Origin of the sequence: Paraburkholderia translucens, from assembly GCF_020881035.1 — a bacterium.
Classification (GTDB): Bacteria; Pseudomonadota; Gammaproteobacteria; order Burkholderiales; family Burkholderiaceae; genus Paraburkholderia; species Paraburkholderia translucens.
In genome coordinates this window covers 168,828-194,362 of sequence record NZ_JAJITC010000005.1, presented here as the reverse complement: position 1 = coordinate 194,362, position 25,535 = coordinate 168,828, and the positions used below count along the sequence as shown (strand labels likewise).

General features: G+C 62.0%; 19 protein-coding genes. 15 read left to right on the top strand and 4 right to left on the bottom strand.

From position 1 onward, the window contains the following. Positions 1-283: 283 nt before the first annotated feature. The 8 genes from ptsP to LJ655_RS11000 all read left to right on the top strand — a co-directional run bounded on the left by ptsP (position 284) and on the right by LJ655_RS11000 (position 10,975). Entirely contained in the window at positions 284-2,866 is a 2,583-nt protein-coding gene (gene ptsP, locus LJ655_RS11035) for a phosphoenolpyruvate--protein phosphotransferase (RefSeq protein WP_230561277.1), read from the top strand. Positions 2,867-2,888: 22 nt separating this feature from the next. Continuing rightward, complete coding sequence (gene ptsG / locus LJ655_RS11030) at positions 2,889-4,682, top strand: PTS glucose transporter subunit IIBC (RefSeq protein ID WP_230561276.1); 1,794 nt, start codon at positions 2,889-2,891, stop codon at positions 4,680-4,682. 31 nt (positions 4,683-4,713) lie between these two features. Next, positions 4,714-6,303, top strand: coding sequence for an aspartate-alanine antiporter-like transporter (locus tag LJ655_RS11025; RefSeq protein ID WP_230561275.1), 1,590 nt, complete (start codon positions 4,714-4,716; stop codon positions 6,301-6,303). A gap of 57 nt (positions 6,304-6,360) precedes the next feature. Next, positions 6,361-7,356 (top strand): 2-hydroxyacid dehydrogenase, encoded by a 996-nt coding sequence (locus LJ655_RS11020; protein ID WP_230561274.1) that lies wholly within the window; start codon positions 6,361-6,363, stop codon positions 7,354-7,356. Positions 7,357-7,519: 163 nt separating this feature from the next. Further along, positions 7,520-8,332, top strand: a complete 813-nt coding sequence (locus tag LJ655_RS11015) for a gamma-glutamylcyclotransferase family protein (protein WP_230561273.1) — start codon at positions 7,520-7,522, stop codon at positions 8,330-8,332. A 581-nt stretch (positions 8,333-8,913) separates the two neighbouring features. Continuing rightward, the gene (locus LJ655_RS11010; protein WP_230561272.1) at positions 8,914-9,261 is read left to right on the top strand and encodes a hypothetical protein; all 348 of its coding nucleotides are present in this window, start codon (positions 8,914-8,916) and stop codon (positions 9,259-9,261) included. Between the two features lie 288 nt (positions 9,262-9,549). After that, positions 9,550-10,011, top strand: coding sequence for an RlpA-like double-psi beta-barrel domain-containing protein (locus LJ655_RS11005; protein ID WP_230561271.1), 462 nt, complete (start codon positions 9,550-9,552; stop codon positions 10,009-10,011). 535 nt (positions 10,012-10,546) lie between these two features. Then, complete coding sequence (locus LJ655_RS11000; RefSeq protein ID WP_230561270.1) at positions 10,547-10,975, top strand: lysozyme inhibitor LprI family protein; 429 nt, start codon at positions 10,547-10,549, stop codon at positions 10,973-10,975. 155 nt (positions 10,976-11,130) lie between these two features. On the opposite strand, the gene LJ655_RS10995 is transcribed toward LJ655_RS11000, so the two are convergent. After that, complete coding sequence (locus tag LJ655_RS10995; RefSeq protein WP_230561269.1) at positions 11,131-11,691, bottom strand: hypothetical protein; 561 nt, start codon at positions 11,689-11,691, stop codon at positions 11,131-11,133. Between the two features lie 95 nt (positions 11,692-11,786). Here LJ655_RS10995 and LJ655_RS10990 point away from each other — a divergent pair, with 95 nt between their 5' ends. From LJ655_RS10990 to LJ655_RS10980, 3 genes are read left to right on the top strand one after another with little or no spacing between them, the layout of a single operon-like run. Continuing rightward, positions 11,787-12,920 (top strand): hypothetical protein, encoded by a 1,134-nt coding sequence (locus LJ655_RS10990; protein ID WP_230561268.1) that lies wholly within the window; start codon positions 11,787-11,789, stop codon positions 12,918-12,920. Positions 12,921-12,944: 24 nt separating this feature from the next. Beyond that, positions 12,945-15,983 (top strand): nSTAND1 domain-containing NTPase, encoded by a 3,039-nt coding sequence (locus tag LJ655_RS10985; protein WP_230561267.1) that lies wholly within the window; start codon positions 12,945-12,947, stop codon positions 15,981-15,983. Between the two features lie 11 nt (positions 15,984-15,994). Beyond that, positions 15,995-17,104, top strand: a complete 1,110-nt coding sequence (locus LJ655_RS10980; RefSeq protein WP_230561266.1) for a hypothetical protein — start codon at positions 15,995-15,997, stop codon at positions 17,102-17,104. A gap of 81 nt (positions 17,105-17,185) precedes the next feature. Here the strand turns inward: LJ655_RS10980 and LJ655_RS10975 are convergent, their stop codons facing one another. Then, the gene (locus LJ655_RS10975; protein WP_230561265.1) at positions 17,186-17,950 is read right to left on the bottom strand and encodes an SDR family oxidoreductase; all 765 of its coding nucleotides are present in this window, start codon (positions 17,948-17,950) and stop codon (positions 17,186-17,188) included. A 138-nt stretch (positions 17,951-18,088) separates the two neighbouring features. Here LJ655_RS10975 and LJ655_RS10970 point away from each other — a divergent pair, with 138 nt between their 5' ends. Continuing rightward, positions 18,089-18,997, top strand: coding sequence for a LysR family transcriptional regulator (locus LJ655_RS10970; RefSeq protein WP_230561264.1), 909 nt, complete (start codon positions 18,089-18,091; stop codon positions 18,995-18,997). 75 nt (positions 18,998-19,072) lie between these two features. Beyond that, the gene (locus LJ655_RS10965; RefSeq protein ID WP_230561263.1) at positions 19,073-19,543 is read left to right on the top strand and encodes a ribonuclease; all 471 of its coding nucleotides are present in this window, start codon (positions 19,073-19,075) and stop codon (positions 19,541-19,543) included. Between the two features lie 79 nt (positions 19,544-19,622). Here LJ655_RS10965 and LJ655_RS10960 read toward each other — a convergent pair whose 3' ends face one another. Then, positions 19,623-20,084 carry a hypothetical protein gene (locus LJ655_RS10960; protein ID WP_230561262.1) on the bottom strand — a complete coding sequence of 154 codons (462 nt, stop codon included), beginning with the start codon at positions 20,082-20,084 and terminating at the stop codon, positions 19,623-19,625. A 38-nt stretch (positions 20,085-20,122) separates the two neighbouring features. Next, entirely contained in the window at positions 20,123-22,006 is a 1,884-nt protein-coding gene (locus LJ655_RS10955; protein ID WP_230561261.1) for a S8 family serine peptidase, read from the bottom strand. Between the two features lie 357 nt (positions 22,007-22,363). Here LJ655_RS10955 and LJ655_RS10950 point away from each other — a divergent pair, with 357 nt between their 5' ends. Next, on the top strand, positions 22,364-23,146 hold the full coding sequence (locus LJ655_RS10950) for a bestrophin-like domain (protein ID WP_230561260.1): 783 nt from the start codon (positions 22,364-22,366) through the stop codon (positions 23,144-23,146). Between the two features lie 200 nt (positions 23,147-23,346). Then, positions 23,347-25,509, top strand: coding sequence for a D-(-)-3-hydroxybutyrate oligomer hydrolase (locus tag LJ655_RS10945; protein WP_230561259.1), 2,163 nt, complete (start codon positions 23,347-23,349; stop codon positions 25,507-25,509). Positions 25,510-25,535 lie beyond the last annotated feature (26 nt).

Genomic DNA, 25,535 nt, shown 5'->3' with positions numbered 1-25,535 from the left:
GACCCACGGTGCAAGCGGGCACTCACAGGCGCGAGGCGTCCCGGCAAAGCCAAACAGCACCGTCGCGGCGCGCCTGACGTTTCTTCGTTCACCCGTAAGGCGTTCGCGCAAGGGGTGGACTCGATCTTCAAGCAGTATGCGAAGTGGCTAGATGTGGCTGATTCAAATGCTGGCGTACCGCTTCCGCAATCATGAAATCAGGTCTCTGTTACCGACGCGTTGGTGATGTGCGCCGCTCGCATGCCGGTGAACGGCGCGAGCATCAATATAAGGAGTCCTGGCGATGCAAGCTCCTCAGCGTCCCCTGCGCGTCGAGTTGATGGCGCCACTCTCGGGCGTACTGGTGCCTCTCGACAGCGTGCCCGATCCAGTCTTCGCCCAGAAGATGGTCGGCGATGGCGTGTCGATTGATCCGACTTCGGATGAACTGCTGTCGCCGCTTGCCGGCGAGGTGACTCAACTCCATAGCTCCAGCCACGCCATCACGATCACCGGCGACAACGGCCTGCAAGTGCTGCTGCACATCGGGCTCGACACGGTGTTGCTGCGCGGCGAGGGCTTCACGCCGCTGGTCAAGCAAGGCGACGCCGTCGCGGCGGGTACGCCGCTGATCCGCTTCGACCCGATTCTGGTCGGCGCAAAGGCACTCAGCCTGCTCACGCAAATGGTGATCGCCAATGGCGAGCTGGTCACGCGCTACGTTCCGGCGCACGGTCTCGTCGTCGCCGGCACCGACGTCGCGCTGTACGTCGAACTGGTGGTCGGCATGGAGGACAAGGATACGGCCGGCCACGCGGGCGCCATCCTCTCCGACGAGATCACACTGCCGAATCCGGCGGGACTGCATGCGCGGCCCGCTGCGCTAGCCGCAGCCGAAGCAAAGAAATACAAGTCGGAGATTCGGCTCGTGCGCGGCGGCGATAGCGCAAATGCGAAGTCCGTCGTCGCGATCATGGGACTCGCAACGAAGTTTGGCGACAAGCTGCGTGTCGAGGCCCGCGGTCCCGACGCGGCGGAGGCGGCAAGGAGCATCGCGCGTCTGCTGGCCGAGGGCTCGGGCGAAAAGCCCGGCGACGCACCGGCGCCCGCGCCGGCTGCGGCACCTGCGCCCGCCGCACCCGCTGCACCCGCTGCACCCGCTGCACCCGCTGCGCCGGTGCCGGCGACAAACCAGGCCGCTCCCGCCGATGCCGACGAATACCTCGGCGTATCCGCTTCGCCCGGGCTTTCGGTCGGCAAGATCGTGCAGTTCCGCCAGCAGGTGATCGCGGTGGACGAAGCGGGCGAGTCGCCGCAACGCGAACGCGCGCAACTCGAAGCGGCCCGGCATCAGGCCCGCCAGCAGATTGAGGCGCTCAAGGCGACGCTCGCCGATCCGTCGAAGGCGCAGATTCTTGACGCGCATCTCGAACTGCTGGACGATCCCGACCTGAACGACGCCGTGATCGGCAGCATCAGCGCAGGCAAGAGCGCCGGCTTCGCGTGGCGCGATGGGTTCCAGAAGCAGGCGAGCATGCTCGAAAAGCTCGACAACCCGCTGTTGCGCGAACGCGCCGGCGATATCCGCGACGTCGGCCGTCGTGTGCTCGCGCTGCTCGCCGGCGCGAAGCAGGCGCCGATCGACGTGCCGGACGAGTCGATTCTGATAGCCGAGGAACTCTCGCCGTCCGACACCACATCGCTCGATCGCAGCAAGGTGCTCGGCTTTTGCACGACGACCGGCGGCGCGACGAGCCACGTCGCGATCCTTGCGCGCTCGCTTGGGATTCCTGCGATTTGCGGTATCGACGCCCGCGCCCTGCAACTCGCCGATGGCACGCCGGTCGTGCTCGACGGTTCGCGCGGCAGCTTGCGGCGCAACCCGAGCGCCGACGAACTCGAGAAGGCGCGCGAACGCATCAGACGCCAGGCCACCAAACGCGAAGACGAAAAGCTCGCGGCGAGCAAGCTCGCGATGACTGCCGACGGCCGCCGGGTCGAAGTCGTCGCGAACATTCGCAATGCGCAGGAAGCGCGCGACGCGGTCGCGGCCGGCGCCGAAGGCGTGGGTCTGCTGCGCTCCGAGTTCCTGTTCGACGCGCGAGACACCGCGCCATCCGAAGACGAACAGGCCGAAGAATATTGCGCCGTCGCAACTGCGCTCGGCCGCGAACGTCCGCTCGTGGTTCGCACGCTCGACGTCGGCGGCGACAAACCGCTCTCGTATCTGCCGCTGCCGAAGGAAGACAACCCGTTTCTCGGTCTGCGCGGCGTGCGCGTGAGTCTGGAGCGTCCCGACATCTTCCGCACGCAACTGCGCGCGATCCTTCGCGCGGCGCCGCTCGGCAATCTGCACGTGATGTTCCCGATGATCGCCACGGTCGAGGAAGTACAGGCGGCGCGCAAAATCCTGCTCGAGGAAGCCGGCGATCGGGCCGCGAGCGTGAAGGTGGGCGTGATGATCGAGGTTCCGGCCGCCGCGCTGATCGCCGAGCCGCTCGCACGCGAAGTCGATTTCTTCTCGATCGGCACGAATGACCTGACGCAGTACACGCTCGCGATGGACCGCGGCCATCCGCAACTCGCCAAGCAGGCCGACGCACTTCACCCGGCGGTGCTGCGTCTGATCGGCATGACGGTCGATGGCGCGCACCAGCACGGCAAATGGGTCGGCATATGCGGCGGCATCGCTTCGGATGCGATGGCCGTGCCGGTACTCGTGGGCCTTGGCATCGACGAGCTTTCGGTGAGCATTCCCGCGGTCGGTTCGATCAAGGCCCAGCTCGCACGCGTGACGATCGACGAAGCCAACCAACTCGCCGCCGAGGTGCTGCGGCTTGGCACTGCCGCCGAAGTCCGTGCGCATCTGTCACGCTTTGCCGATTGAGCGGACCAACAGGAGACCAGCCATGTTCTCGCATGCCTTCGGAGTTCTCCAGAAAATCGGCAAATCGCTGATGCTGCCGGTCGCCGTGCTCCCCGTGGCCGGCCTGCTGCTCGGTCTCGGCTCGACCGACTTTCACGGTTACGTGCCGGCCGTCGTGCTCGCGCTGATGAAGAACTCGGGCGACGTGATCTTCGCCAACCTGCCGCTGATCTTCGCCATCGGCGTCGCGCTCGGCTTCACCGAGAACGATGGCGTCTCGGGCATCGCCGCAACGATCGGGTTTCTCGTGATGACGGCGACGTTGGGTGTGGTTGCCAAGATAGAGGGCGTCGAAACCGACCCGATCATGGGCATTCCGTCGATCCAGACCGGGGTGTTCGGCGGCATTCTCGCCGGCGGTCTGGCGGCCTGGATGTTCAACCGCTACTTCCGCATCACGTTGCCGCCGTATCTCGGCTTCTTCGCCGGCAAGCGCTTCGTGCCCATCGTGACGGCGATCGGCGCAATCGTGCTCGGTGCGATCCTGTCCTTCGTGTGGCCGCCGATCGGCAGCGCGATCAAGACCTTCTCGCATTGGGCAGCGGTTTCCGATCCGCGCACCGCCGCCACCGTCTACGGTTTCGTCGAACGCCTGCTGATTCCGTTCGGCCTGCACCACATCTGGAACGTGCCGTTCTTCTTCGAAATGGGCAGCTTTGTCGATCCGACGACCGGCAATACGGTTCACGGTGACATCACCCGTTTTTTCGCGGGCGACCGAACCGCCGGCATCCTTGCAGGCGCGTTCCTGTTCAAGATGTTCGGCCTGCCGGCTGCCGCGATCGCGATCTGGCATTGCGCCAAGCCGGAGAAGAAGGTGGCCGTCGGCGGCATGATGGTTTCGGCCGCGCTGACTTCTTTCCTCACCGGCATCACAGAGCCTATCGAATTTGCGTTCCTGTTCGTCGCGCCGGTCCTTTACCTCATTCACGCCTGCCTCGCGGCGTCGGCGCAGTTCGTGGCCAACACGCTCGGCATGCGCATGGGCTTCACGTTCTCGCAAGGCGGCATCGACTTTCTGATGTTCAACCTGATCGGCGGCAAGGCCACGCATGCCTGGTATGTGTTCATTCTGGGTCCGATCTACGCGGTGATCTATTACGGGGTGTTCCGCTTCGTGATCACGCGCTTCAACCTCAAGACGCCCGGCCGCGAGGACGACACGGCGGATGCGGTGGCGGCTGCCGCGAGCGGTGCAGGCGGCCGCTCGCGCGAACTCGTGCTCGCTTTTGGCGGCCGCTCCAATCTCACGAGCCTCGACGCGTGCATCACGCGGCTGCGCATTTCAGTGAAAGACCCGGCGCGCGTCGACGAACATAAGCTCAAGGCGCTCGGCGCCGCGGGTGTGGTGCGCGTGGGCAACGGTGTGCAGGCGATTTTCGGGCCGTTGTCGGAGAACATGAAAACCGACATGCAGGAGTATCTGAAGACAGCGGGCGCCGAAGCGGATCTGCCGCCAACCGGCGCGCCCGGCGTGGCAGGCGTGGCGGAGGCGGGCGCTACGGCGCCGGCGGCTGTCGACGCCGTAGCGCAAAACTCCCCGCAAGACATCGCGCGCGCGGAAAAGATTCGTGCGGCGCTGGGCGGCGCGGCGAACATCAGGAAGCTCGACGCGCTGGCCGCCACGCGGCTGCGTGTCGAGTTGTTGGACGCATCGCGAATCGACGCGGCCGCACTGAAAGCGTCAGGTGTGGTCGCGACACAAGCGCTGAAGAACGGCGCACTTGATCTGATCGTGGGTCTCAGCGCGGGAAACCTCGCGGGCGCAATGCGATAGGGCGTTGATTCGGCCACCCATAGGGGGTGACATGGACGCAGTCAGAGCTTTCCTCGAGAGTCAGCCGCTGTTCGCGCTCTTTCTAACCATTGCGGTTGGCTATCTGGTCGGCGGAATCAACATCAAGGGCGTGGCTCTGGGCTCCGGGGCCGTGCTGTTCGTCGGACTGGCACTCGGCGCGTTCGCGCCGAAATCCGCGCCGCCGGCGTTGCTCGGCACGCTCGGTCTGCTGCTCTTTCTTTATGGCATCGGCATTCAGTACGGCGCGCAATTTTTTCGCGGGCTCACGAGCCGGGAGGGCATGAAGGCCAATGCGGCCGCATGTCTCGGCGTCATCGTTTCAGGTCTCGTGGCGTGCGCCTTCATTCATTCCGGCATCTCGCTAGCCGATGCGCTCGGGATGTTCGCAGGTAGCGGCACCAGCACGGCGAGCTTGCAGGTTGCGATCGCGTCGATGAAGAGCAACGATGCCGCCGTGGGCTATAGCGTTGCCTATCCGTTCGGCGTGGCGGGGCCGATCCTGTTCCTCTATGCGCTGAACGCTGCTCTGAAAGTCAAGATCCGCAAGCCTGATGCGAAGTTGATGCAGTCCGCGGAAATCGCGCTGCGCAATGCCAGTCTCTTCGGTCTCAGGCTGCCGGAGCTGCGGGGCCACCTGCCTGCCGGCGTGGCGATTGCGGCCGTGCGGCGCGCGCACCGCAACCAGCTGCCCACCGATGACTTCACGCTGCGCGCCGACGACGTGCTTCTCGCCACTGCTATCGACCGCCGCCTACTTGACGAGGCAACGGCGCTGTGCGGCGAACTGCAACCCGGCCGCATCGCGAGTCATCGGGAAGACCTGGACTATTTGCGTGTGTTCGCGTCGAATCCGTCAGTCGTCGGTATGGCGCTCGGCGATCTCCGCTTCCCGGACGGCGTGAACTGCGTGATCGCGCACGTGCGGCGCGGCGACGCCGATCTGCAATCGACGCCAGACCTCGTTCTCGAAGCGGGCGACCGCGTCGGCGTACTCGTCAATCGCGCGCACCACGCGACGGTCCGCGCGTTCTTCGGCGATTCGATCAAGGGTACGGCCGACCTCAGTTTCGTCTGCCTTGGCATCGGTGCGGCTGCCGGGCTGCTCGTCGGCGCGATTCCGCTGCGCGTGCCCGGTCTCGGCGCGTTCAGCCTGGGTCTGGCGGCGTTGCTGCTGGTCGCTCTGTGCCTCGGCAAGGCGCGCCGCAACGGACCGTTCGTGTGGGTGATGCCGCTTTCGGCGAACCTCGTCCTGCGCAATCTCGGGCTCACGATTTTCCTTGGACAGGTCGGCATTTCGTGCGGACCGAAGTTCGTGACGACCGTGGGCACCGCCGGGCCGATGCTGCTGCTCTTTGGTGTGGTCACTGTGCTGGTGCTGGTTGGCGTCACGGCGATCTGCTGCCTGTGGGTTTTCAGGCTGTCTTTCGATACGTCGGTCGGCGTGATCTGCGGCGCGACCGGCAATCCGGCGATTCTCGCCTTCGCCAACCGCATCGCGCCGACGGATCAGCCCGACATCATGTACGCGATGATTTTTCCGTCGATGACCATCGTCAAGGTGCTGTTCGTGCAGATCGCCATAGCGATTGCCGCTAGCTAGACGAGCCTGCGCGGCACGCGAACGGAAGTCGAAACCGAGCTTGCGGAGGAGTACATCATGGACGTGGCGATATTCAGCTCGACGCGGTATGAACGCCAGTATCTCGACGAGGCCAACAAGGCCGAGCAGCACAAGCTGCATTACTTCGATGTCTTGCTGGAGATGGACACCGTCGGTCTCGCCGCGGGCTTCGGCGCGGTCTGCATCTTCGTCAACGACAGGGCGGACGCGCAGGTGCTAGACGCGCTGCGCAAGGGCGGGACCGGCCTGCTCGCATTGCGCTGCACCGGCTTCAACAACGTTGACCTCAAAGCCGCGGCAAGGCTCGGCCTGAAGGTGGTGCGCGTCGTTACGTATTCGCCGAACTCCGTCGCGGAACACGCGGTCGCGCTGCTGCTCGCAATCAACCGCAAGGTGCACCGCGCGTACAACCGCACACGCGATTCGAATTTTTCGCTCGACGGCCTCACCGGCTTCGACCTTTGCGGCAAGACGGTCGCGGTGGTCGGCACGGGCAAGATCGGCTGCGTGTTCGCGAAGATCATGCTCGGCTTCGGCTGCAAGGTGATCGGTTTCGATCCTTATCCCTCCGCGGAATTCAAAGCGCTCGGTCTAGACTATGCGAAGCCGGGCGAGATCGCCGAGATGGCCGACATTATTTCGCTGCATTGCCCGCTCACACCCGCGACATACCACATCATCAATTCGGAGACGCTCGAGCGGGCGAAACCGGGCGCAATACTCATCAATACAAGCCGTGGCGGGCTGATCGATACCGAAGCCGTCATCGAAGCGCTGAAGTCCGGAAAGCTCGGCGGGCTTGGCATCGATGTCTACGAACAGGAGGCGGATCTCTTTTTCCGCGATCTCTCCAGTGACATCATCAGCGATGACGTCTTTCAGCGCCTCGTCTCGTTTCCCAATGTGATCGTCACAGGGCATCAGGCCTACTTGACGCGTGAGGCGTTGACGACCATCTGCGAAACCACCCTGAAAAGCATTACCGCCTTCGAGAAGAATGAGCCTTTGCAAAACGAGGTGAAGGACGAATAGAGGTCCATGTCCATGTGGATTGCGATCGCCGTCGATACGGAACTTCGTCGATGAACGGTACCTGAGCGAATCTGCCGTTCTTGGGGCCGCCTGAGGCGGGCAGTTGCCGGGCGGCCCGGTAAAGGCGATCATCTGCCGCAATGCATTGGACGGAGATCTGACGATGTCGGCGATGACAAAGATTCGGGCGTGGGTTGTGGCACTGGCGCTCGTCGGCTCGGTGGGGCACGCGCAGACCACCGACTTCTGGGGAACGGCTCTCCCCGATCAGCCGACACAGTTCATTTTCGGTTACGGCTCGCTCATCAACACGTCATCGCGCAACGCGACGGCCGGCAAGCCGGTGGCGGCGATTCCGGTGCGCGTCGCGGCGGCGTTCGGCTACGTGCGCAGCTGGAGCGACCGCGCGAGCTCAGGGTTCACGGCGCTCGGTTTGCGTCGGCCGTTCGACGGCGAGGCGCCGATGACGATCAACGGCGTGATCTATCCCGTTGCAGGCAACGACATGTCCGCGTTCGACGAGCGCGAAAAGGGATACGTGCGCGTCGAGGTGCCGCGCGCGCTCATCGAGTCCGTGTCATGGCAACCGCTGCCGGCGAAGGGAACCGTCTGGGTCTACGTGCCGAAGGCCGAAGGCAAGGCACCGGGCGAAGGGCTTCCAGCGCCTGACGCGAGGTTTCCGCTCGTCCAGTCGTATGTCGATGTGGTGATCGAGGGCGCGCTCGAGTATGGGCCGGAATTCGCGCGCGAGGTCATCGAGACGACCCGGGACTGGAGTCCCTACTGGCTCAACGATCGTACGCTTGCGCGCCGGCCCTGGGTGTTCGATAAACAGTACGCGCAGGTCGATGCATTGCTCGCGACCTCGGCGCCCTGTTTCGCGTTGCGAGCGTTCTCCGAAGACTTTGCCGCGACGAGTGCGGGCATTGCGAAGCATAAGGGGGATGTGTGTCTTCGGTATGCGCATGGTCGCTAGGTTGCGCGATAGTTCATACAGGAGCCGGAAAGATGCAGTTGAAAGTGAGATGCCCGGAATCATCGTCAATTTTTGTCAAAACTGCTCTATCCCAATTTAATGCTGTTGACCGTTACCCGATCTGGATGGTTAAGTCGTCGGGTGTCGTCTGATTGCAACGGGGCGGCACGTGCCTAAGACTGTAATATCCCCCTCAGGAAAGCATCTTGCCCACGCCGCGCGAAGAACGACTACGAATACGGCTGACAGCGACGCGAAACAGGTTCAGGTTGCGTCACGACGAAAGACGCGACTCGAAGAAGACGAGGAATATCTTAAAAATGCGAATGTGAGAGCCTTTATTTACGCAATTGGTGACGCTGAAAGGGGGGAGACTTCAGTCCTCATACCCAAGATGTTATCGCCGTTGAGATTCTTCGTTCAATCGGGGTAATTGACCCAATCCTATCGGGGGATATCAATACTGCGTTGTCGGCCGCGTCCCGTAGATGGGCGGCTCTGCCGCAGGGTACAGGGTTGCCGGGCCGCTATAAGCAGCCCTATGCCACCTATGAGGTTTTTTCTTCGTCATACAAAAAAATATGGTGGAACAATTGATTAAAGTTCCAGTTGCAGCAGGAATTTTAGTGTTGGCTTCCCTAATTGCTCATGCCGAAGAAGTAAAAGTCGCCATGAATTTTTTGCACGCCAGAAATCTCTTAATTCACAAGGGTTGGTATCCTGTTCAATCGACGATGCCGGGCGAACATATTGGCATAGAAAATATTTTAGTACGAGATGGCATCAAGGAAGTGGAAAGCTGTGCGATAGATCGGCCATCGTGTATTTTCAATTATTCAAAAAATAATAAGTGCCTGAGGCTTGTAACTTTCGGAGAGAACGTGCCTACGATGAAAATTATCGATATTTCCAACTCTTGCCCGTCGTAGGCGACAAGCCGAACAGTCATGGTCAGTAGTCGTGTAGTCATACTGTAACTGTCGAGGAAAGATGAAAATATCGGAACGTGGTCAAGGTCAAGATCCAGATCGATGAGGACTACCAGCGCGTCAATCTTTTCTGAGCCGAGAACCGGAAAGGTGCACCTGAAAATGAGATGGCCGGAATCATCGCCAATTTTTGTCGAAGCGGCTCTATCCCAATTTAATGCTGTTGACCATTACACGATTTGGATGGTTAATTCGTCGGGTGTCGTCTGATGGACAGGAAGAGGTCGAATGGAGGCGCAGAAAAACAAGGACACTGGAGACAAAGAGGAGCGCCTTCTTTGCCGAATCACGTATTCAATGTACTCCACCTTTTCGCCGATGCCGTCCGCGATGGCTCTGAACGTCGAAACCGGCGAATTCTTTCCGCAGGATAGGCTTCGGTCACATTCGACCGACTACGAAATGGCCGAGGCCTTGAGCTACGCATGGGCGTGCGATTGTCGCGGGCGCTCACGGCAGCGTTTCGATGAGCAGTTCGTGCTGAGAGATGGTGCGGGCCGGCCACTCAAGAACGCGTTTTATCGGGTGCATGTTGACGCGAACATAGTCGACGTTATCGATGATACGGGGGGCGGAATCCGGGGCAATCACATTGATCATTTCAGCGGTCCCGGAAGTGCGGCCACAAGGGCATGGCGAGCATCCGGCGGCGATCTTCAAAACGCCCGTGTCAAATTTCTCGGTACTTGACATGAAACGATTGCTCCTGCTTTTTTTGCTTTGGCCGGTTGTTTCGTTCTCCCTTGACGGGACTGGTTCTGTTGACTTTAATTCTTCGATTGTCCCGTTATTGGATCAGAACCCTACACTGAGACAATTCGTCTTTTGTGGCTTTGACATTGTTAGTGACCCAATTGGGACTCGGATAGGAAACGTTCAATCGAAGGCACTAGGTGGTACCAGGATTGGGCCATATTCCATGTGGGCGAACTGGCGTAGCGTCAAAGGCGAATACCCCGTTATCCTTACGGTGAACACACAAGCCACCTTTCTGGATAAACATGGTCGGTCTGTTGGCGGGAACCTGTCGAAAGCGGTGCGAATCGTGGAGCACGTCAAGAGTGTGACTATAGCGCCACCTGAAAAGGGCCAATCAGAAGTTACGCCTGGCGGCTTCAAACATGCAGCGGACCCGAGAGTGTGCACTGAAACACCGGCTTCTTAATCACCAATTGCCTGGTCCGTGGCCCCGCTTCGGCGGGGCTTCGTTTATTTGCAGACGAACATGAAACGTAGCCTTCTAGCACTCTCGTCGCTGTCGCTGGTGGTATCGGTTATCGCGTTTGCGAAGACTCGCTACTCCGGCGAGTTCGACTATCATGACTTTCGACCGTCCGCTGTCCACTTTCACAGGCACACACGCGCGCAGATCGACCACTTGTGCAAGACAGGCGATGGAGCGTCAGCCGAGGATATGGAGGAACGCGAACACCGGGAATTCGAACGTTCCACAGAAGAGTTAAACAAACAACTCGCAGCACTTACGGCCAAAATCAAGAAAGACGACAACGATTACGCGAAACTGAATGATGAACCGGTTGCCCTACCGAGGTTCTTAAAAGCGCAAGCGGCTTGGGTTCAATACCGCGATAACTACTGCTATAGCTACATCTACGATCCAGGGCCGGGTTCTGCCAGGTACATCTTTTTTTAGTTGCATGACATCGATGACGAAAGCACGCACAAGAGAGCTTGGTCAGTTTGACAAGTGACGCGGGCGCTGTAACAGGCTTAATCACGGCTGTGCCTGCGTCTTGGAAGCATGAGCGCTCAGCCTCCTTCGTAGGTTCTTGCCCGGCTGCCTTCAGCTCAGCTAGAAAGCCCTGCTGGCTCCTCGAACCTTTGCGACCCTTCCCGACACCCATCGGGGGCGGACACAGAATTCTCGGGAACGGAGGCGGAGAGTGCCGGAGAGTGCATTTCATATTCGATGCCGGACCGCACGCTCGGGTCCGGCACTTCGAGAACCTCCTGATCCGCGCCAACCACCGCCGTGCGATGTCCCGGTTCGCTCGCGATCTTCTCGGGCGGGTGGTCTTTCACGAAGTTGGCGACATCCGCTGGGTCAAACTGCTTGGCGAGGACCATCCGTATCGCGACGAAACTGCAGCCGCCGCAGAAAAGTTGCGGGCAGCAGTCAACGTAATACGTCGATTCATTGCGGCGCACACTGCAGCCCGAAATTAACCCACCGCGCCTCAAACGAATACGAAACACGACATTCGGCACGAGATCGTTACCGAGTGGCTGATCAACAATGGCAATGGCGATCCTGATCGGATTAGTCGATCGGCCGGCACAGGGCCGCGCTGCGACAGGTGCGCAGATTCCGCATTCCCAAGCATTTACCGGCCAAACAATCGTCTCCATACGCCTTCAATCCGATTATTGCGGAGCTTGATTTAAAAATCGGACATAAGCACCGTTTTGCCTGAAGAGCTTGACGGGCGGGGCGAGGGGGCGACATGCAACTCTTTCTTGATGCCAACGGCGACAGTATCAAGTTGGTCTGGCGCTCGGACGAGGGCGGTCGCCGATCCAAGCCGATTTTGCTGCCGAAAGCGTTCCTGCTCGATCGCGCGCGCAAGATACGCGACGAGCTGAATAACCTCAACGATTACGTCCAGACGACTCAGCTCGACGAAAGCAAAGACCCGGGCTGGGTCCGTTACAGGGAAATTCTCAACCGGCTCACAGAATGTGGACGATGGCTTTCGAATGCCATCTTCAACTTCAGGGACGAGCACGCGCAAGAATTGCTCGAAGCGCTGGATGCGCTGCCACACGGCGCAGAAGTGAAAATCTTCTGCTCCGACGATCAGGTGACGCTGCCGCTCGGCTTCGTCTATGCGAACGGCGCACCCGTTTCCGAGCCCACGGACGCGCCGGCAACGGAGGCAAAACGGCCGTCGCGTGAAGACTTCGCGGGATTCTGGCTCAACCGGTTCAAGATCACGATGGCGATCGACGGCGGGCCGTGCGGCGCGCTCGTCATTGATCCGGCTTCGTTCAAGTCGCTCTATGCACTGCACAAAAGCGAGTTGGCGAATGCCGCCGCTTACCTCGGCGACGACCGGGCCCACCTCGATCTGCTGCTCACGACGATCGATTTTCGCAAGGGCTACTACGATTGGCCCAACGCCCAGCGTGCCTGCGGTGAAGCGGCGGGATGGGACGGCGTCGTTTTCGTATTCGCGCATTCCAATGGCGACATGCTCGAACTCGATAGTACGAGGATCGACTCGTTGCAGTTCGCGGAGATGCTGCACCGCAATCGCGACGATGCGCATACCGCGCTGATCGTGCTCAATTGCTGCCTGTCCGCGACGGGTGGAGAGAACTGCTCCCTGCTCGGCGCGGTTGCCGAGCGAGGCTTTTGCGGGTTGATCGGCACCGAGGCGGAAATCCTCAACACGCATGCCATCCGGTGCGGTACCCGGATCATGTGGGGCTTGTGTGCGGAGGGCCTGTCGCTCGGAGACGCGTTCGATCACATGCAGAACGACACCGACCTGTTCCCGCTGAACCTGTTTTATACATGCTACGCGGATCGCCGCTTCAGGTTGGCAACGCCGTTCACCCATCTGAAGGCGGCGTAAATCGTGGATACTTCGCGACATGATGTGAAATGGCCGAAACATCCGTATCCCGGCCTGCGGTTTTATCGCGAAACCGATGCGGTTCTTTTCTCCGAGCGTGACGAAAACATTCGCCAGTGTGCGGAATCGCTGCTGCGCTTCGGCGTGAAGATACTGCTGCTCCAAGGTTCGAGCGGCGCGGGAAAGTCTTCGTTCCTGCGTGCCGGGCTCATCCATTACCTGCGCCAGGACCCCGAGCGACGCACCCTGTTTCTCGGTGGTGACGATCATACGATCCGCTGTACCGCGGACCCTTTGCCGCAGATCAGCCACGCGCTCACGAACGCGCTCGACAGTGGGGCGATCGCAATGGGCGACGCCGGCGGCGCAGCCGAGAACGACGTCTGCACGCTGGTCGATCGCGACGTGCGCGACGACGTGTGCCATCGTCTGCGCGCGCTGGCGAAGGGTCCGCGACGGCAGCTTGCGATCGGGCTTGCCGACGTGCTGATCGATATTTGCGGCCAACTACCCGGCAGGCTGGTGCTCGTGCTGGATCAGGCCGAAGAAGTCCTCACGCGCGATACCGGCGATTCCGAGGTCCACGAAGCATCGGCGGCGTTCTTCTATTTTCTGGAGAGGGTCTATCTGCTCAACATCGACGTGCGCATCATCATCTCTCTGAGAACGGAATACTACGGCCGCTTTCGCGACGAACTGCGCATCAGCGATACCCGTCTTAGCGACCGGCCGAAACACGGCGGCGTCGAACCTTACCTGTTGCGCTCGATACGCGACAAGGAGGCGTTGCTGCGCGTCGTGAGCCTGCCGACCACCGCGACGCACGCCGACGGCAGCTCCGTTTACAACTTCTCGTACAACCCGGGCGTACGTGAGGAAATCGTCGATGACCTGCTGAAGTCCTATCCGGTCGGCTCGGTCACTCCGGTGTTGCAGGTCATCTGCTCGGCGCTGTTCAGCTGTCTGACTGCGCATAAACGGGTCATCACGCATGCGGATTTCCGTTCGCTCGGCGGCGTGGACGGCATCATGAAGACCTATGTTCTTGATGTCGTCAGCGAGGCCGCGCGCCGGACCCGCTCGCACCCGGATCAATGGTATGCGCTGTTGTACAGCCTCGTCAGCCGGCAGGGTGGCGGCACGCTCGTGTCCTTGACCGAGTCCGTCGAGGAGCTGGAAAAGCGCGCACGCGACGAGAAGATCGAGGGCGATGTGCGCGCCGTGTTCTTCGAACTCAGCCACGGGCGGCGACCCTTGCTACGCGGCGAGCCGCCGGAACGGCCGCGGTATTTCAGCCTGCAGCATGATGTTCTGGCAACCGCGCTGGTGCGGTGGAAAATGTCCTATACCGAGCGGCGCGAGCGACAGAAGGCGGAACGCCGAAGCCGGCAGAAACTGCTATGGAGCATGGGAGGGGCGATCGCCTTGCTCGCAATGGCGGTCGTGGTCACTGTCGCGGTAGGTACCTCCCGAAGCCACGATCTGCTGCAAGAGAAAGGGACGCTGGTCGCGGCGCGCAACAGCCTCGCCAGTTTCGCGCCGCGCGGCAATTTCAGGCAAAGCCTCGCTCTGCTGCTCGCCAATCTCGATGCCACGGACCGTGTCGACACCTTTTACGAGAGGCTGAGACGCGGCAACCTGCCGTTGCACGAAGCCACGATCCGCGCGTTGAGACTGACACTCGTGCGCATGCCGGCACTCACCGGGCAATACCTTGCCGCCGGTCTGGACGCGGCGCGCGGCCAGGTGGCGCTACTCGAGCGAGACGGAAGATCGCTCGCCATCGTAGCTCTTCCGTCGGGTTACGACTACGCGCAACTGCCGTTGGTCAAACACCTGGAACTGCCCGCGCCACCCGCCAACAACCCGAACGGCAACTTCCCGCCGTCGGTGGGGTTCATCGACCAGATCGGGCCGGTCGCGCTGGTTGCCGGTTACGCCTACTACTGGGACGAGCAAGGTAAACCGGTCATGCGCAACTTGCGCAACATGTTGCCCGAGGTGATCCGGGGCGCCGTGTTTCCACGCTACGATTTTATCGGCGGCAAGTTGCTGATTACGGCGAGCAGCTTCTCTTCAGGCGCCACCTACGACCTCAGCATCGTCTATGTCGACGCCGCCGCGCTCAGGGCGGAAACGGCGCTGCCGACGCGACGCGTCATCCAGAGCCTGACTCGCCTGTCGTTCGGCCCCGTGTTTTCTCCATCGGTCAGGTTGCCCGACACGTTTGCCTATCTCTACGAAGGCGGAGAGCGAGCCAGCGCGGACTTCAGCGATCTCGTCTCGCGTCGTTATCAACGTCTCGTGTCGGGAGCCGGTCCGTCGCCGTCGGCGGGGCTCGATCTGTACCTGGGACGCGTGGATGGGTTCCAGCCACCCAAATACATTGGCGTGGCGAGATTGACCGCGAGCAGCGCAACGGGCCCGCATCAGACCGTGGGGACGAGTTTCGTGCTGGGCCGGGACGCGGTTCTCTTCAAGAGCGTCGAGCCGCGACTGTATCTATTCGACGTGCCGGCCATCCTGGAGAGCACCTCTGGAAAAGTGGCGCCGCTGCAAATCGGCTTCGTTGCGCCGCGGGACCCGCTGCAAACCACGCAGCCGGGACCTGAAGACCTGCGTCTGGTGACTGGGCCGACCCCGTGGGCGGCTCCGCCGCTCGCCGGCGTGTGGCTGGACGACCGTTTGCGAGCGGCCTGGTCGGCGCCGCGCGGACTGTGGGTCGTCGAAAATAGCCGCGCCCGGCCCGACCTTGCGAACGCACTGCCCTCGATGACCGGCCCGCTGATGACCGGCGATGCCGGAGGCACCAAGCTGCAATTCACGCGCGACGGCAACCTGTTGCTGCTGCTTCAGCAGCGCGATTTCAGAAACCCGATTTCGGTACGCATCTGGGATCTTCGTGCAGGCCGAGCCGAATGGCTCCAACAGGCACCGCCGCCCTGGCTTATACATACCGCATGCGAATTGATGAAGAGAAGCAGCGCGGACACTCCGTTCTTCTCGGAACCCGAAGCCGCGATCTATCAGATTCGAACCGCACCGCCGCTTTGTCCGTCGTGAGAGGCCGATCCATGGCTGACTTCTTCGCTCAGATTGAACGCATGTGGGACACGCTGAGGCGTGGTCAGGTGCCACTGCCCATGGTTGCCGCGATCGCGCCCGACAGATGCTCGCCGGACGGCGCGGCGGGTACCTGGATCGGTCGCGATGAAGCGTACTTCACGCTACGCGTGAACGAAATGCACTTGAGTGCGAATCGCGAGTGGTATGTGGTCTACGATCCGCTCGTGCTGGTATTGACGGAGTTCAACTACGGCAACCAGCGCGTGACGGTGCCAAGCGTGGTCGGTCCGAATCTGATCGGCAAGCAGGCCGAGGGGCAGGTGCCGAAACATGGCTCGCTGGTGCTCGACGTGTGTGTCGCGGGCCCGTGCCCGTACAAGGGCGGAGACATCGACGTGTCGGTCAGCTTCTATCAGATCGTCCGGCGCAACTATGCACAGAAGCTGCTCAGCGTGATCGAACGGCTGTCGGGAGCGCTCGGGGCGGTCGGGCAGTTGGCGATGATCGCGAAGACGGGCGTGGCGCTGCTTGAAGGCGTCGAGGGTCTGCTTGGGCTCGATGGCACCGTGATGCTCGCCGGGCAGCGAATCTCGCTGACCACCTCGCCGCTCGATCCGCTCAGGACGGGCTTCCACGCCATGATCACGCCACCCGTGCCACGGAACCCGGACACGCTGCGCGTATGCGACCGGCGTTTGTATGTTTCCAGCGCGCACGGCACGAGCGATCCAACGCCGTATCGGGAATCGGACTTCGTGTTGCTCGGCATCAGCAGCTCGGAGGTACGCGGAGACGACAGCCTGTTGCCGTTCAATGACCTGAAAATGGACGCCATGAGGGCGCTGTGGGATGGCGCGGACGGGGTCGAGATTGCGAAGGCGAACCTGATCGCCGCGTACCAGCAAATGCGGAAGAATCCCGACGTCACGCAACGCGAAGCCAGCTTGCTGTTCGATCACTGGCTGGTGGAGTTCGAAGCGGAGCGCAACCGTGCCAGCAAGGTGCGCTCGATGTCCGAGCGGCGCGCACGAGGCACGCCGCCCGAGCTGGCCACCGATATGTTCAACGCGCTCAGGCGGATCGAGGAAAAAGCTCGCGGCGGCGACGCAAGCCGATGAATCAACTCGCCCGCCACCTTGCCGCCACCGGTTCGCGAAAGGTATCAACGCCCGCTTCGCACGTTGCTGTCTTCGACAAGCTCAAGTGCGCGTAATCGAGACCCCGCCGTCGACCAGCGAAGCCGTACCCGTCACGAACGACGAATCGTCGGAGGCGAGGTAGAGCGCCGAGCGTGCAATCTCTTCCGGCCTGGCAACGCGCTTGAGCGCGTGCAAGCCGGTCACGAACGTCTGCGATTCGGCCGTATCGTTCATGCCGCGATACATGTCCGTGTCCACTGCGCCCGGCAGGATCGAGTTGACGCGCACGCCTTGCGGGCCGTATTCGGCCGCGAGCGCTTGCGTCAGTCCGATCAGCCCGGCTTTGCTCGCAGCATAGGCCGCCGTTCCGGGGAAGGCGAACGAATAGCCGACGAACGTCGAAGTGAAGATGATCGACCCGCCGCCGTGCTTGATCATTTCAGGAATCTGATGCTTGGCGCCGAGAAACGCGCTCGTCAGGTTGGTGGCCAGCGTGGCTGACCAGCCTGCTTCCGAGACTCCGGTGGTCGGTCCCATTTCACCGAGCGTCCCCGCATTGTTGAAGGCGATGTCGAGACGGTCGAAGCGGCTGACGGCGAGTGCGGCCAGCGCTTTCGCAAATTCTTCGGATTGCACATCGCCTGCCAGCGAGATAGCCGTACCTCCGTCGCGGGCGATCTCCGCCACGAGCGCTTCGAGTTCGGCCTCGCGGCGTGCCGCCACGACGACCTTGGCGCCTTCTGCGGCGAACAACCTGGCGGCAGCGCGGCCAATACCCGCGCTGGCGCCCGTAACGATAGCCACTTTTCCTGTCAAGCGTTGCATGTTCACTCTCCGGTTTCAACCTGAGCCGATGCCCCATGCGCCGGCTCGTTGAAACAAACTATAGGGTTCCGTTCTTGGGAGAGAAAGATCAAAATCATGGCGGTATCATTCATTTTTTGTGAATGTCCGGAGCGCAATATGGACCGGCTGCGCGCGTTCGAGGTCTTCGTGACCGTCGTCACTCGGGGCAGTTTTGCGCGCGCGGCCGATGCGCTCGGAACCTCCCCCGCGAACGTGACCCGCTATGTGAATGAGCTGGAGGCGCATCTCGGTGCACGGCTTCTCAATCGCACCTCACGAAGGTTGTCGCTTACCGAGAGCGGTGAAACGCTCTATTCGCGCTGCAAGGTCATCCTCGAAGACGTGGCTGAAACGGAAGGGCTCGTATCGGCGACGTCGATCGAACCGCGCGGACGGCTGCGTATCAATGCACCTGTCAGCTTCGGTATCCGGTATCTCGCGCCGCTGTGGCCACGGTTCATGCAGCAATATCCCGACGTCGAACTCGACATCACCCTCATCGACCGCATCGTCGATATCGTCGAGGAGGGCTTTGATCTCGCCATTCGTATCTCGCGCGCCGGCACAGTCGATCATGCGGCCCGCAAACTGGCGACGTCGAGAAACATCCTGTGTGCGTCTCCCGATTATCTGAAGCGCTGGGGACATCCGGAGAGACCGGCGGACCTGCTCAGACACCGATGCATCGGCTATACCTATGCTGCCACGGCGGACGAGTGGCGACTGACGGACCACGACGGCAAAACTCACGCTGTCGAGGTCAACTGTCACATGCACACCAACAATGGCGACACGGCACGCGCAGCGGCGCTCGCGGGACACGGCGTGATCTGGCAGCCCACGTTTCTGATTGGCGAAGACCTTCGCGCGGGCGGGCTCGTTCAGGTATTGCCTGAATACCGCTTGCCGGATATCGATGTGCTCGCCTTGTATCCGAGCCGTCGCCACGTGAGCGCAAAAGTTCGCGCGGCAATCGATTTTCTGGTCAACGCGTTTTCAGGTGTGCCGCCGTGGGACAAACATTGATGCACTCTGCCTTTGGCGATACCCTAAAATCGTTCATGGTCGTCCAATGCTGGTCAACCCGGAGGCAACCGTTTCGTGAAACGAGCATGTGGTTTCTTCAGCATCGTCGCCTTGAGCGCGATCCTCGGCGGATGCGGCAAGGGCGGATCGCAAAACGCTGCCCAGGAACAGGGTGCATCCGCGAGTCAAGCGCAGGTCCAGCCGGGGCAGGCCGCGAGCGAAGCGTCCGCCGCATCGGGCGCGCAGGAGCGGGGGGCGCTGGCCACCGTCACCAAGGCGCAGTTGCCGGGAGAAGCAGCTGAAACGCTGCGTTTGATCAAAGCGGGCGGGCCTTTTCCTTATTCCGAGGACGGTGTCCTGTTCCGCAATAGCGCAGGACTGCTGCCACAGCATCCGCGCGGCTACTACCACGCATATACGGTTCGCACGCCTGGCTCGGCCGATCGCGGGCAGCGCCGGATCGTATGTGGTGGACCGCGCAGACAGGCGAGCGACTGTTACTACACCGACGATTACTACGCCAGTTTCAAACGCATTGCGGGATAAGTTGGTTGCAGGTGGATCCTGGCCAACGGCGAGCTTTTGGGCGGGTGATCGGACCGGTCGCGGCCATGAAACGGGTGCCTCACTGCGCCCGTTGCTTGACGTAGCTCACAGGCAGGTCGAATCTCGCGGACGGAAGCCTGGTGGAGAGCGCCTGATAAAGCGGCAACAAATCGGAGAAGGTGCTCACATGTAGCACGGTGAGGTTCATCGTCGGGAAGGCCTGTATCTGCTGCGCCAATCCGGCGGCCGCCGCGCTGACCGCGCCCGTGTCCGGATAGATCACGACGAGGTCGTTCGTGCTAAGACCAACGAACCAGTCGCTTGCGCGGATCACCAGCGTGGAATTGGCCTGCACGTTGCCGTCCTGATCGAGCGGCTCAGCACTTGGCATAGGCCACACGCTCGTGCTGCCGATCGTCACCGGGGCGCTGCGGCTCAACTGCTGCACCTGCGCCGGGGAGGCCCGGGCACCCTGCCTGAGTGCCGTGCCCTGCGCATGGGCGAGCGATGCGCACAGCAGCGCTGCGCCCGCCAGATTCATGAAGCGATTCCAACCCATACTGTCCCACCTCCCGTCCGTCAGTGACCGAGCACGTTGAGTGTTACGCTCTCAACCCCCATCTGCGCACCGTTACGAGTATCGACATCGACGAACCGGACCGTCCACGTGCCTGTCGCCCCCTCGCCATTGAACGCATTCGACGCAAGAAGCCAGTTGGAAACGGCTCTCCCGGTGTTCGCGAACCCGTTATAGGCGTTCTGCAGCACGCTGCGGGTGCCGCCAGGCGAGATCACTTCGACCGCGAGGTCGCTGAGGTCGGCGGACACCATATTGATTGACACCTGTACGTATTCGACCACCTGCGCGGATCCAGTCACGTTCAGCGGTATCGCGAGTCCGCTTGCGGTGCCTTGCGGAACCAGCTGGCCACCCGGGTTCTGTTGCCGGTCAGCCTCCTCGGACGCCGTGTTGGCCAACATGGATCCTGCGAGATGGGTGTTGTATTGGCGGGCCATGTTGACCGCCGCCGCAGCGTCGACGAGCCCAAAACCGTACCAGTTATCGAACCAGTTGCCGGCAGCGTTTTGCGTCCACGCAGGTTCCGGCACGTACGCCTGGCCCGATGTCAATTCCACGCTCGGCGGCACGCGCGCGGTGTCGATACGGCGCGCGGTCTTCATCAGGATCCACCGTATGTCACGCCAGGTCAGCGCCGGATTGGCCTGTAGTATCAGCGCGACCACGCCGGAGACTGTCGGCGCTGCCGCCGATGTGCCATTCATGCTCGCCGTGTAGTCGCAATCGGGATTCAGTGCGCTGTTTATTTGGGAACCCGGAACATCGAATGGATTCGCATTGGGTCCCGCCGCCTGGGTGCGTGCATATCCCTGATTGCAGCCGGTCAGGTCGGTGGTCACCAATGCCGGACCGGGAGGCGCCCCAACGGTGTTCGTAGGCCCAAGGCCATACTCCCCGCCGAGCCCGGAAACGAGGATGTTGGAGCCGCCCGACGAGTAGCTGGAGCGTTTGCCCAGCGCGTTGACGGCTGCCACCGCGGCGACCTGTGGCATCGCCCTGCCCGGGTCGAAATTCGCGTTCACGCAGGTCACCGCCGCCGTATTCGCTGCGCGACAGTCGACCTGTATCACGACGCCTTCTTGCTCTTCGGATTCTTCCGTCGCGCTCTCGAACTCGTTGCCTGCGGACTGGACCAGCAGCGCGCCGAGGCCGCCGCGCATTGTCTCCAGGTGCTGAAGCAGAATGCTTTGGAAATCGTTAGCGAGGTCAAACTCTAACGGCACCGATCCCGCACTGCCGTACGATCCGTTGAAGACTGCGACGTTCTGCGAAAACGGAGCCCCGCCGAAGATGCTGATCAAGTTGACCGGTGTCTGACAGTTCGTGCAGAGGAAGCGCGCCGCGCCGAGCGTTGCCCGTGGTGCCACACCGTGGCCGCCTATGCCATTGTCCGCGGTGGCGGCGATGATTCCCGCCGCCGCGGTACCATGCGCGTCGTCCACGCTTCCGACTGGCGGCGTCGGATCGTTCGCATCAGCCGCTAGAGGATCGAAATTACGCAGCATCGACGGATTGATGCGGTCCTTCAGATCCGGATGTGCAATCTCGGTACCCGAGTCCACGACCATCACATTGACGCCGAGCCCGTTGATGCCCTGACCGAGCGGTCCCATCACGTCCAGGTCGATACCGGGTGTGCCGGGCACACCGGTGAACACGTCCTGCCCGACATTCTGCAGGTACCACTGGTACATGACGAGCGGATCACCGGGATGACCCGGCTCTTCGCCACCGCCGCTGGCATTACTGCTAAGGCCACCGCCACACGCGGCGACCAGCAGCACCGCGCAACCTGACACCGCCAGTTGCCGACACAGCCTGCCCGGCCAGAAGTGCACATTCTTCGGCTGTTCGTTTTCACGAAATGATTTGGAGGCCTGCACAGGTTTCTCCAATCGAAACACAGGAACCTCCGGAACGCGCACAACGTGCACGTTTGGCGGCTCGTAGGTGGTTACCCTTGCACGCTGCTACCGTTATAGCAGATCGTTTCCGTTACGCATGTGATTTGGCCGGGGCTTCGATGGAACCTGCCCGCTTTGAGGCTCATTCAGGCCGCGAGGTGGGAGTTACGTTGTCGCAACGGTGACAGAGTCAATACGGTTCGCGCCAGGAAGTCTCGATGCACGAACTCCAATGGAGACCGTGTGTAATATTGAAGCGGCAACAACGGAAACTGACCATTCGCAGCGTACCCGTGCCGTGCACCGACGCGGCGCCGGGTCCACCGCAGGGAAAAGATGATCTGGATAATTGATTTCGTTGCGCATCTTTCCGATTTCGCCATCCTCCTCACAGGGGGAATATCGACCGGCGTCATCGCCGTTGGCATCGCGTGGGTCACGGCGCGCGTGCTGAAAAGGCTCGGCTATGTCAATCCCCGCAGTACCATCGCTGACGTAGTCCACGGCAGTCTGCTTGCGTTCATCGTGTTCGTCCTCGCGCATGTGTTGACGGACGTGCGCGCCAACCAACACCGCGCCGCGGACGATGCGTTGCGCGAGGCCTCGTTCGTGACGCGACTCGACCGTCAGTTGCGCTCTATTGGCGGCGCCGATGCCGATGCCGCGCGCGCGGCGCTCAAGCGATACGTGATGAAAGTGTCCGGGGACGACTGGCCCGCGCTCGCCGCTGCGGAACCGGAGCTGTCGCCACGCGCGAGCGAGGCACTCGATGACCTCATCGAAAGGACACAGCGCGTTGCGAAGCTTGCCGTGGCGAATGCCGAAGATTTGCACACGTTGTTGCGCGAAATCGAGGAAAGCCGCCAAAAGCGGCTCGAGAATGCCACGCGCACCGTCCCGCGCGTCTTCTGGTGGGTGATCTGGGTATTCCTTCTGGGCGCGATGGTGATGAATGGGCGCTTCGAACCTACACCTGCAACGCTCGGACTCATTGCGTTGCACATGGTGGCAATCGGCATGGTGGTCGCGCTGATCGTGACCCTCGACGAGCCCTATCGTGGCCAGAGCGCGATTTCGCCCGCCCCGCTTGAAAAGGCCGTCGGCATCAGCATACGTTGACAGGCGGCGGCACTTCACGTTTCGCCGCGCGCACGCCTGATCGTCATCGTGCCGCAATAGAGCCGTTATCTACGGGTGTTCTCTGCTGGAATCTCGACTCCTATTGTTTTAATGTCCACGATGCTGTGATCCATCGCGGCACAGCGATACTCAAAGTGCGATGTGCATCTCTTATTTGAACAACAAAGAAGGAGACACAAATGACAGGCTTCCCGATCGCCAGACGAACCAGAACCAGAACCAGAAAGGTACAGCTTCGTAGCGCGACAGCATTGGCCATAGCAACGGCATGCGTGACGCTTGCATGCGCCGCGCATGCCACGGACCACGACAACGACAACGACGGCCACGGCGAGTTGAATGCGCTGCCATCGTTCGTCGTACCAGGCAGTCTCTCAACTAACACCTACGACGGCGTCAGCGACGATCTGCTGACAGCCGGCCTCGGAAAAACCGGCCTCGCGAGCGCTGCGGCGCCTGCCGTCGTGAACGCCTCGAGCCCAACGGCAGCGGAATTGCGCAGACTTGCGATCTGGTCGAATTACCGCGCGCTCGTCGACATGACCCCGGCCGGCGGCTACGGCCGCTTCTGGGGGCCCAACGTCGATCTGAACGGAAACGACACCCTTGGCGAAGGAAAAATTGCCGGCACCGAATATCTGGCCTATGCCGACGACGGCAGTGGCCGGCAAAACGTCAGCCTGCTCGTTCAGGTGCCGGCAAGCTTCGACCCGGCGAATCCGTGCATCGTCACGGCGACGTCGTCGGGCTCGCGCGGTGTCTACGGCGCGATTTCGGCGGCCGGGGAATGGGGCCTCAAGCGCGGCTGCGCGGTCGCCTATACCGACAAGGGCAGCGGCAACGGCGCGCACGAACTGATGAGCGGCCTCGTCACGCTGATCGATGGCCGCCTTGCTAGCGCCGCCACCGCCGGGCCAGCCAGTCTCTTCACCGCCAACGTGCCCGCAGCGATGCTGAGCACGTACAACCAGAATTTCCCGAACCGCTATGCGTTCAAGCACGCGCATTCGCAACAGAATCCGGAGCAGGACTGGGGCAAGGACACCCTGGAGGCCATCCAGTTTGCGTACTGGGTGCTGAACCAGCAGTTCACGCCGCGCCTCGACGCGTGGCATCATCGCGTGCTCTATGAGCCCGGCAGCATCACCACCATCGCGGCATCCGTGAGCAACGGCGGCGGCGCGTCGCTCGCGGCCGCCGAACAGGACACGAAGGGGTGGATCACGGCGGTGGTGGTCGGCGAGCCGCAGATCAACGTGCGGATGCCGGGCAACGCGCAGGTGTTCGAGGGCGGGCAGCGTATCGCCGCAGCCGGCAAACCGCTGGCGGACTACATGACGCTCGCGAATCTGCTCCAGCCGTGCGCCGCGCTCGCGGACGCGGCCGCCGGCGCGCCGTATCTGACCGCGCTGCCGGTCGCGACGACCGGTGCGATCCGCCAGGCGCGCTGCGCGTCGCTGGCGGCCGCCGGATATGTCCATGGCAGCGACACGCAAACGCAGGCCAACGACGCCCTCGCACAATTGCATCAGGCCGGCTATGAAGCGGATTCGGACCTGCTTCATGCGCCGATGTGGGATTCGCAAGCGGTGCCGGCGGTCGCGGTCACGTACGCGAACGCGTACGCGAGGGCGAGCGTGGTCGACAATCTGTGCGGCTTCAGCTTCGGCACGACGAACCCGGCGACGGGTGCAGCGGGCTTCGCGCCGGCGGTCTCGCCGATGCCGACCATCTTCGGCCTCGGCAACGGCGTGCCGCCAACCAATGGCATCAGCCTCGTCTACAACGTTACGCCTTCGGGAGGCGCGGACCATCGGCTCGCGACAGCCGACGCGAGCTTCGCCGGTGCGGTATGCGCGCGTGCATTGTGGACTGGCAAAGACCCGCGCGTACTGGCGAGCGTCGATGCGATCAGTGTCAATGCGATCCTGCATGGCAAGCCCGCGATCATCGTCCAGGGACGCAGCGATGCATTGGTGCCGATCAATCACGCTTCCCGTGCGTATCTTGCCGCGAACAGCGTGCGCGAGGGCGGGCACAGCCATTTGTCGCTTTACGAGGTGACGAACGGCCAGCATTTCGATGCGTTTCTCGGTGTGGCTGGCTTCAACACCCGCTTCGTGCCGGTCCACTACTACAACCTCCAGGCGCTCAACCTGATGTGGAGCCACCTGAAGAACGGCACGCCGCTGCCGCCGTCGCAGGTGATTCGCACGACACCCCGCGGCGGCACGCCGAGTACTGTGCCGGCGTTGGAGGTGTCGAACCTGCCACCCATCGTGGCGAACCCCGGCAGCAATGCGATCAGCGTGGACCATGGGGTCGTGCTCGTGCCGCATTAACTGGATCGTGCGATTCGGGGTCCGGC

Bases quoted from the DNA above. Each gene is read 5' to 3' on its own strand.
- ptsP (WP_230561277.1), top strand. From the start codon at position 284: ATGCAAGCTCCTCAGCGTCCCCTGCGCGTCGAGTTGATGGCGCCACTC.
- ptsG (WP_230561276.1), top strand. From the start codon at position 2,889: ATGTTCTCGCATGCCTTCGGAGTTCTCCAGAAAATCGGCAAATCGCTG.
- LJ655_RS11025 (WP_230561275.1), top strand. From the start codon at position 4,714: ATGGACGCAGTCAGAGCTTTCCTCGAGAGTCAGCCGCTGTTCGCGCTC.
- LJ655_RS11020 (WP_230561274.1), top strand. From the start codon at position 6,361: ATGGACGTGGCGATATTCAGCTCGACGCGGTATGAACGCCAGTATCTC.
- LJ655_RS11015 (WP_230561273.1), top strand. From the start codon at position 7,520: ATGTCGGCGATGACAAAGATTCGGGCGTGGGTTGTGGCACTGGCGCTC.
- LJ655_RS11010 (WP_230561272.1), top strand. From the start codon at position 8,914: ATGGTGGAACAATTGATTAAAGTTCCAGTTGCAGCAGGAATTTTAGTG.
- LJ655_RS11005 (WP_230561271.1), top strand. From the start codon at position 9,550: ATGGAGGCGCAGAAAAACAAGGACACTGGAGACAAAGAGGAGCGCCTT.
- LJ655_RS11000 (WP_230561270.1), top strand. From the start codon at position 10,547: ATGAAACGTAGCCTTCTAGCACTCTCGTCGCTGTCGCTGGTGGTATCG.
- LJ655_RS10995 (WP_230561269.1), bottom strand. From the start codon at position 11,691: ATGGAGACGATTGTTTGGCCGGTAAATGCTTGGGAATGCGGAATCTGC.
- LJ655_RS10990 (WP_230561268.1), top strand. From the start codon at position 11,787: ATGCAACTCTTTCTTGATGCCAACGGCGACAGTATCAAGTTGGTCTGG.
- LJ655_RS10980 (WP_230561266.1), top strand. From the start codon at position 15,995: ATGGCTGACTTCTTCGCTCAGATTGAACGCATGTGGGACACGCTGAGG.
- LJ655_RS10975 (WP_230561265.1), bottom strand. From the start codon at position 17,950: ATGCAACGCTTGACAGGAAAAGTGGCTATCGTTACGGGCGCCAGCGCG.
- LJ655_RS10970 (WP_230561264.1), top strand. From the start codon at position 18,089: ATGGACCGGCTGCGCGCGTTCGAGGTCTTCGTGACCGTCGTCACTCGG.
- LJ655_RS10960 (WP_230561262.1), bottom strand. From the start codon at position 20,084: ATGAATCTGGCGGGCGCAGCGCTGCTGTGCGCATCGCTCGCCCATGCG.
- LJ655_RS10950 (WP_230561260.1), top strand. From the start codon at position 22,364: ATGATCTGGATAATTGATTTCGTTGCGCATCTTTCCGATTTCGCCATC.
- LJ655_RS10945 (WP_230561259.1), top strand. From the start codon at position 23,347: ATGACAGGCTTCCCGATCGCCAGACGAACCAGAACCAGAACCAGAAAG.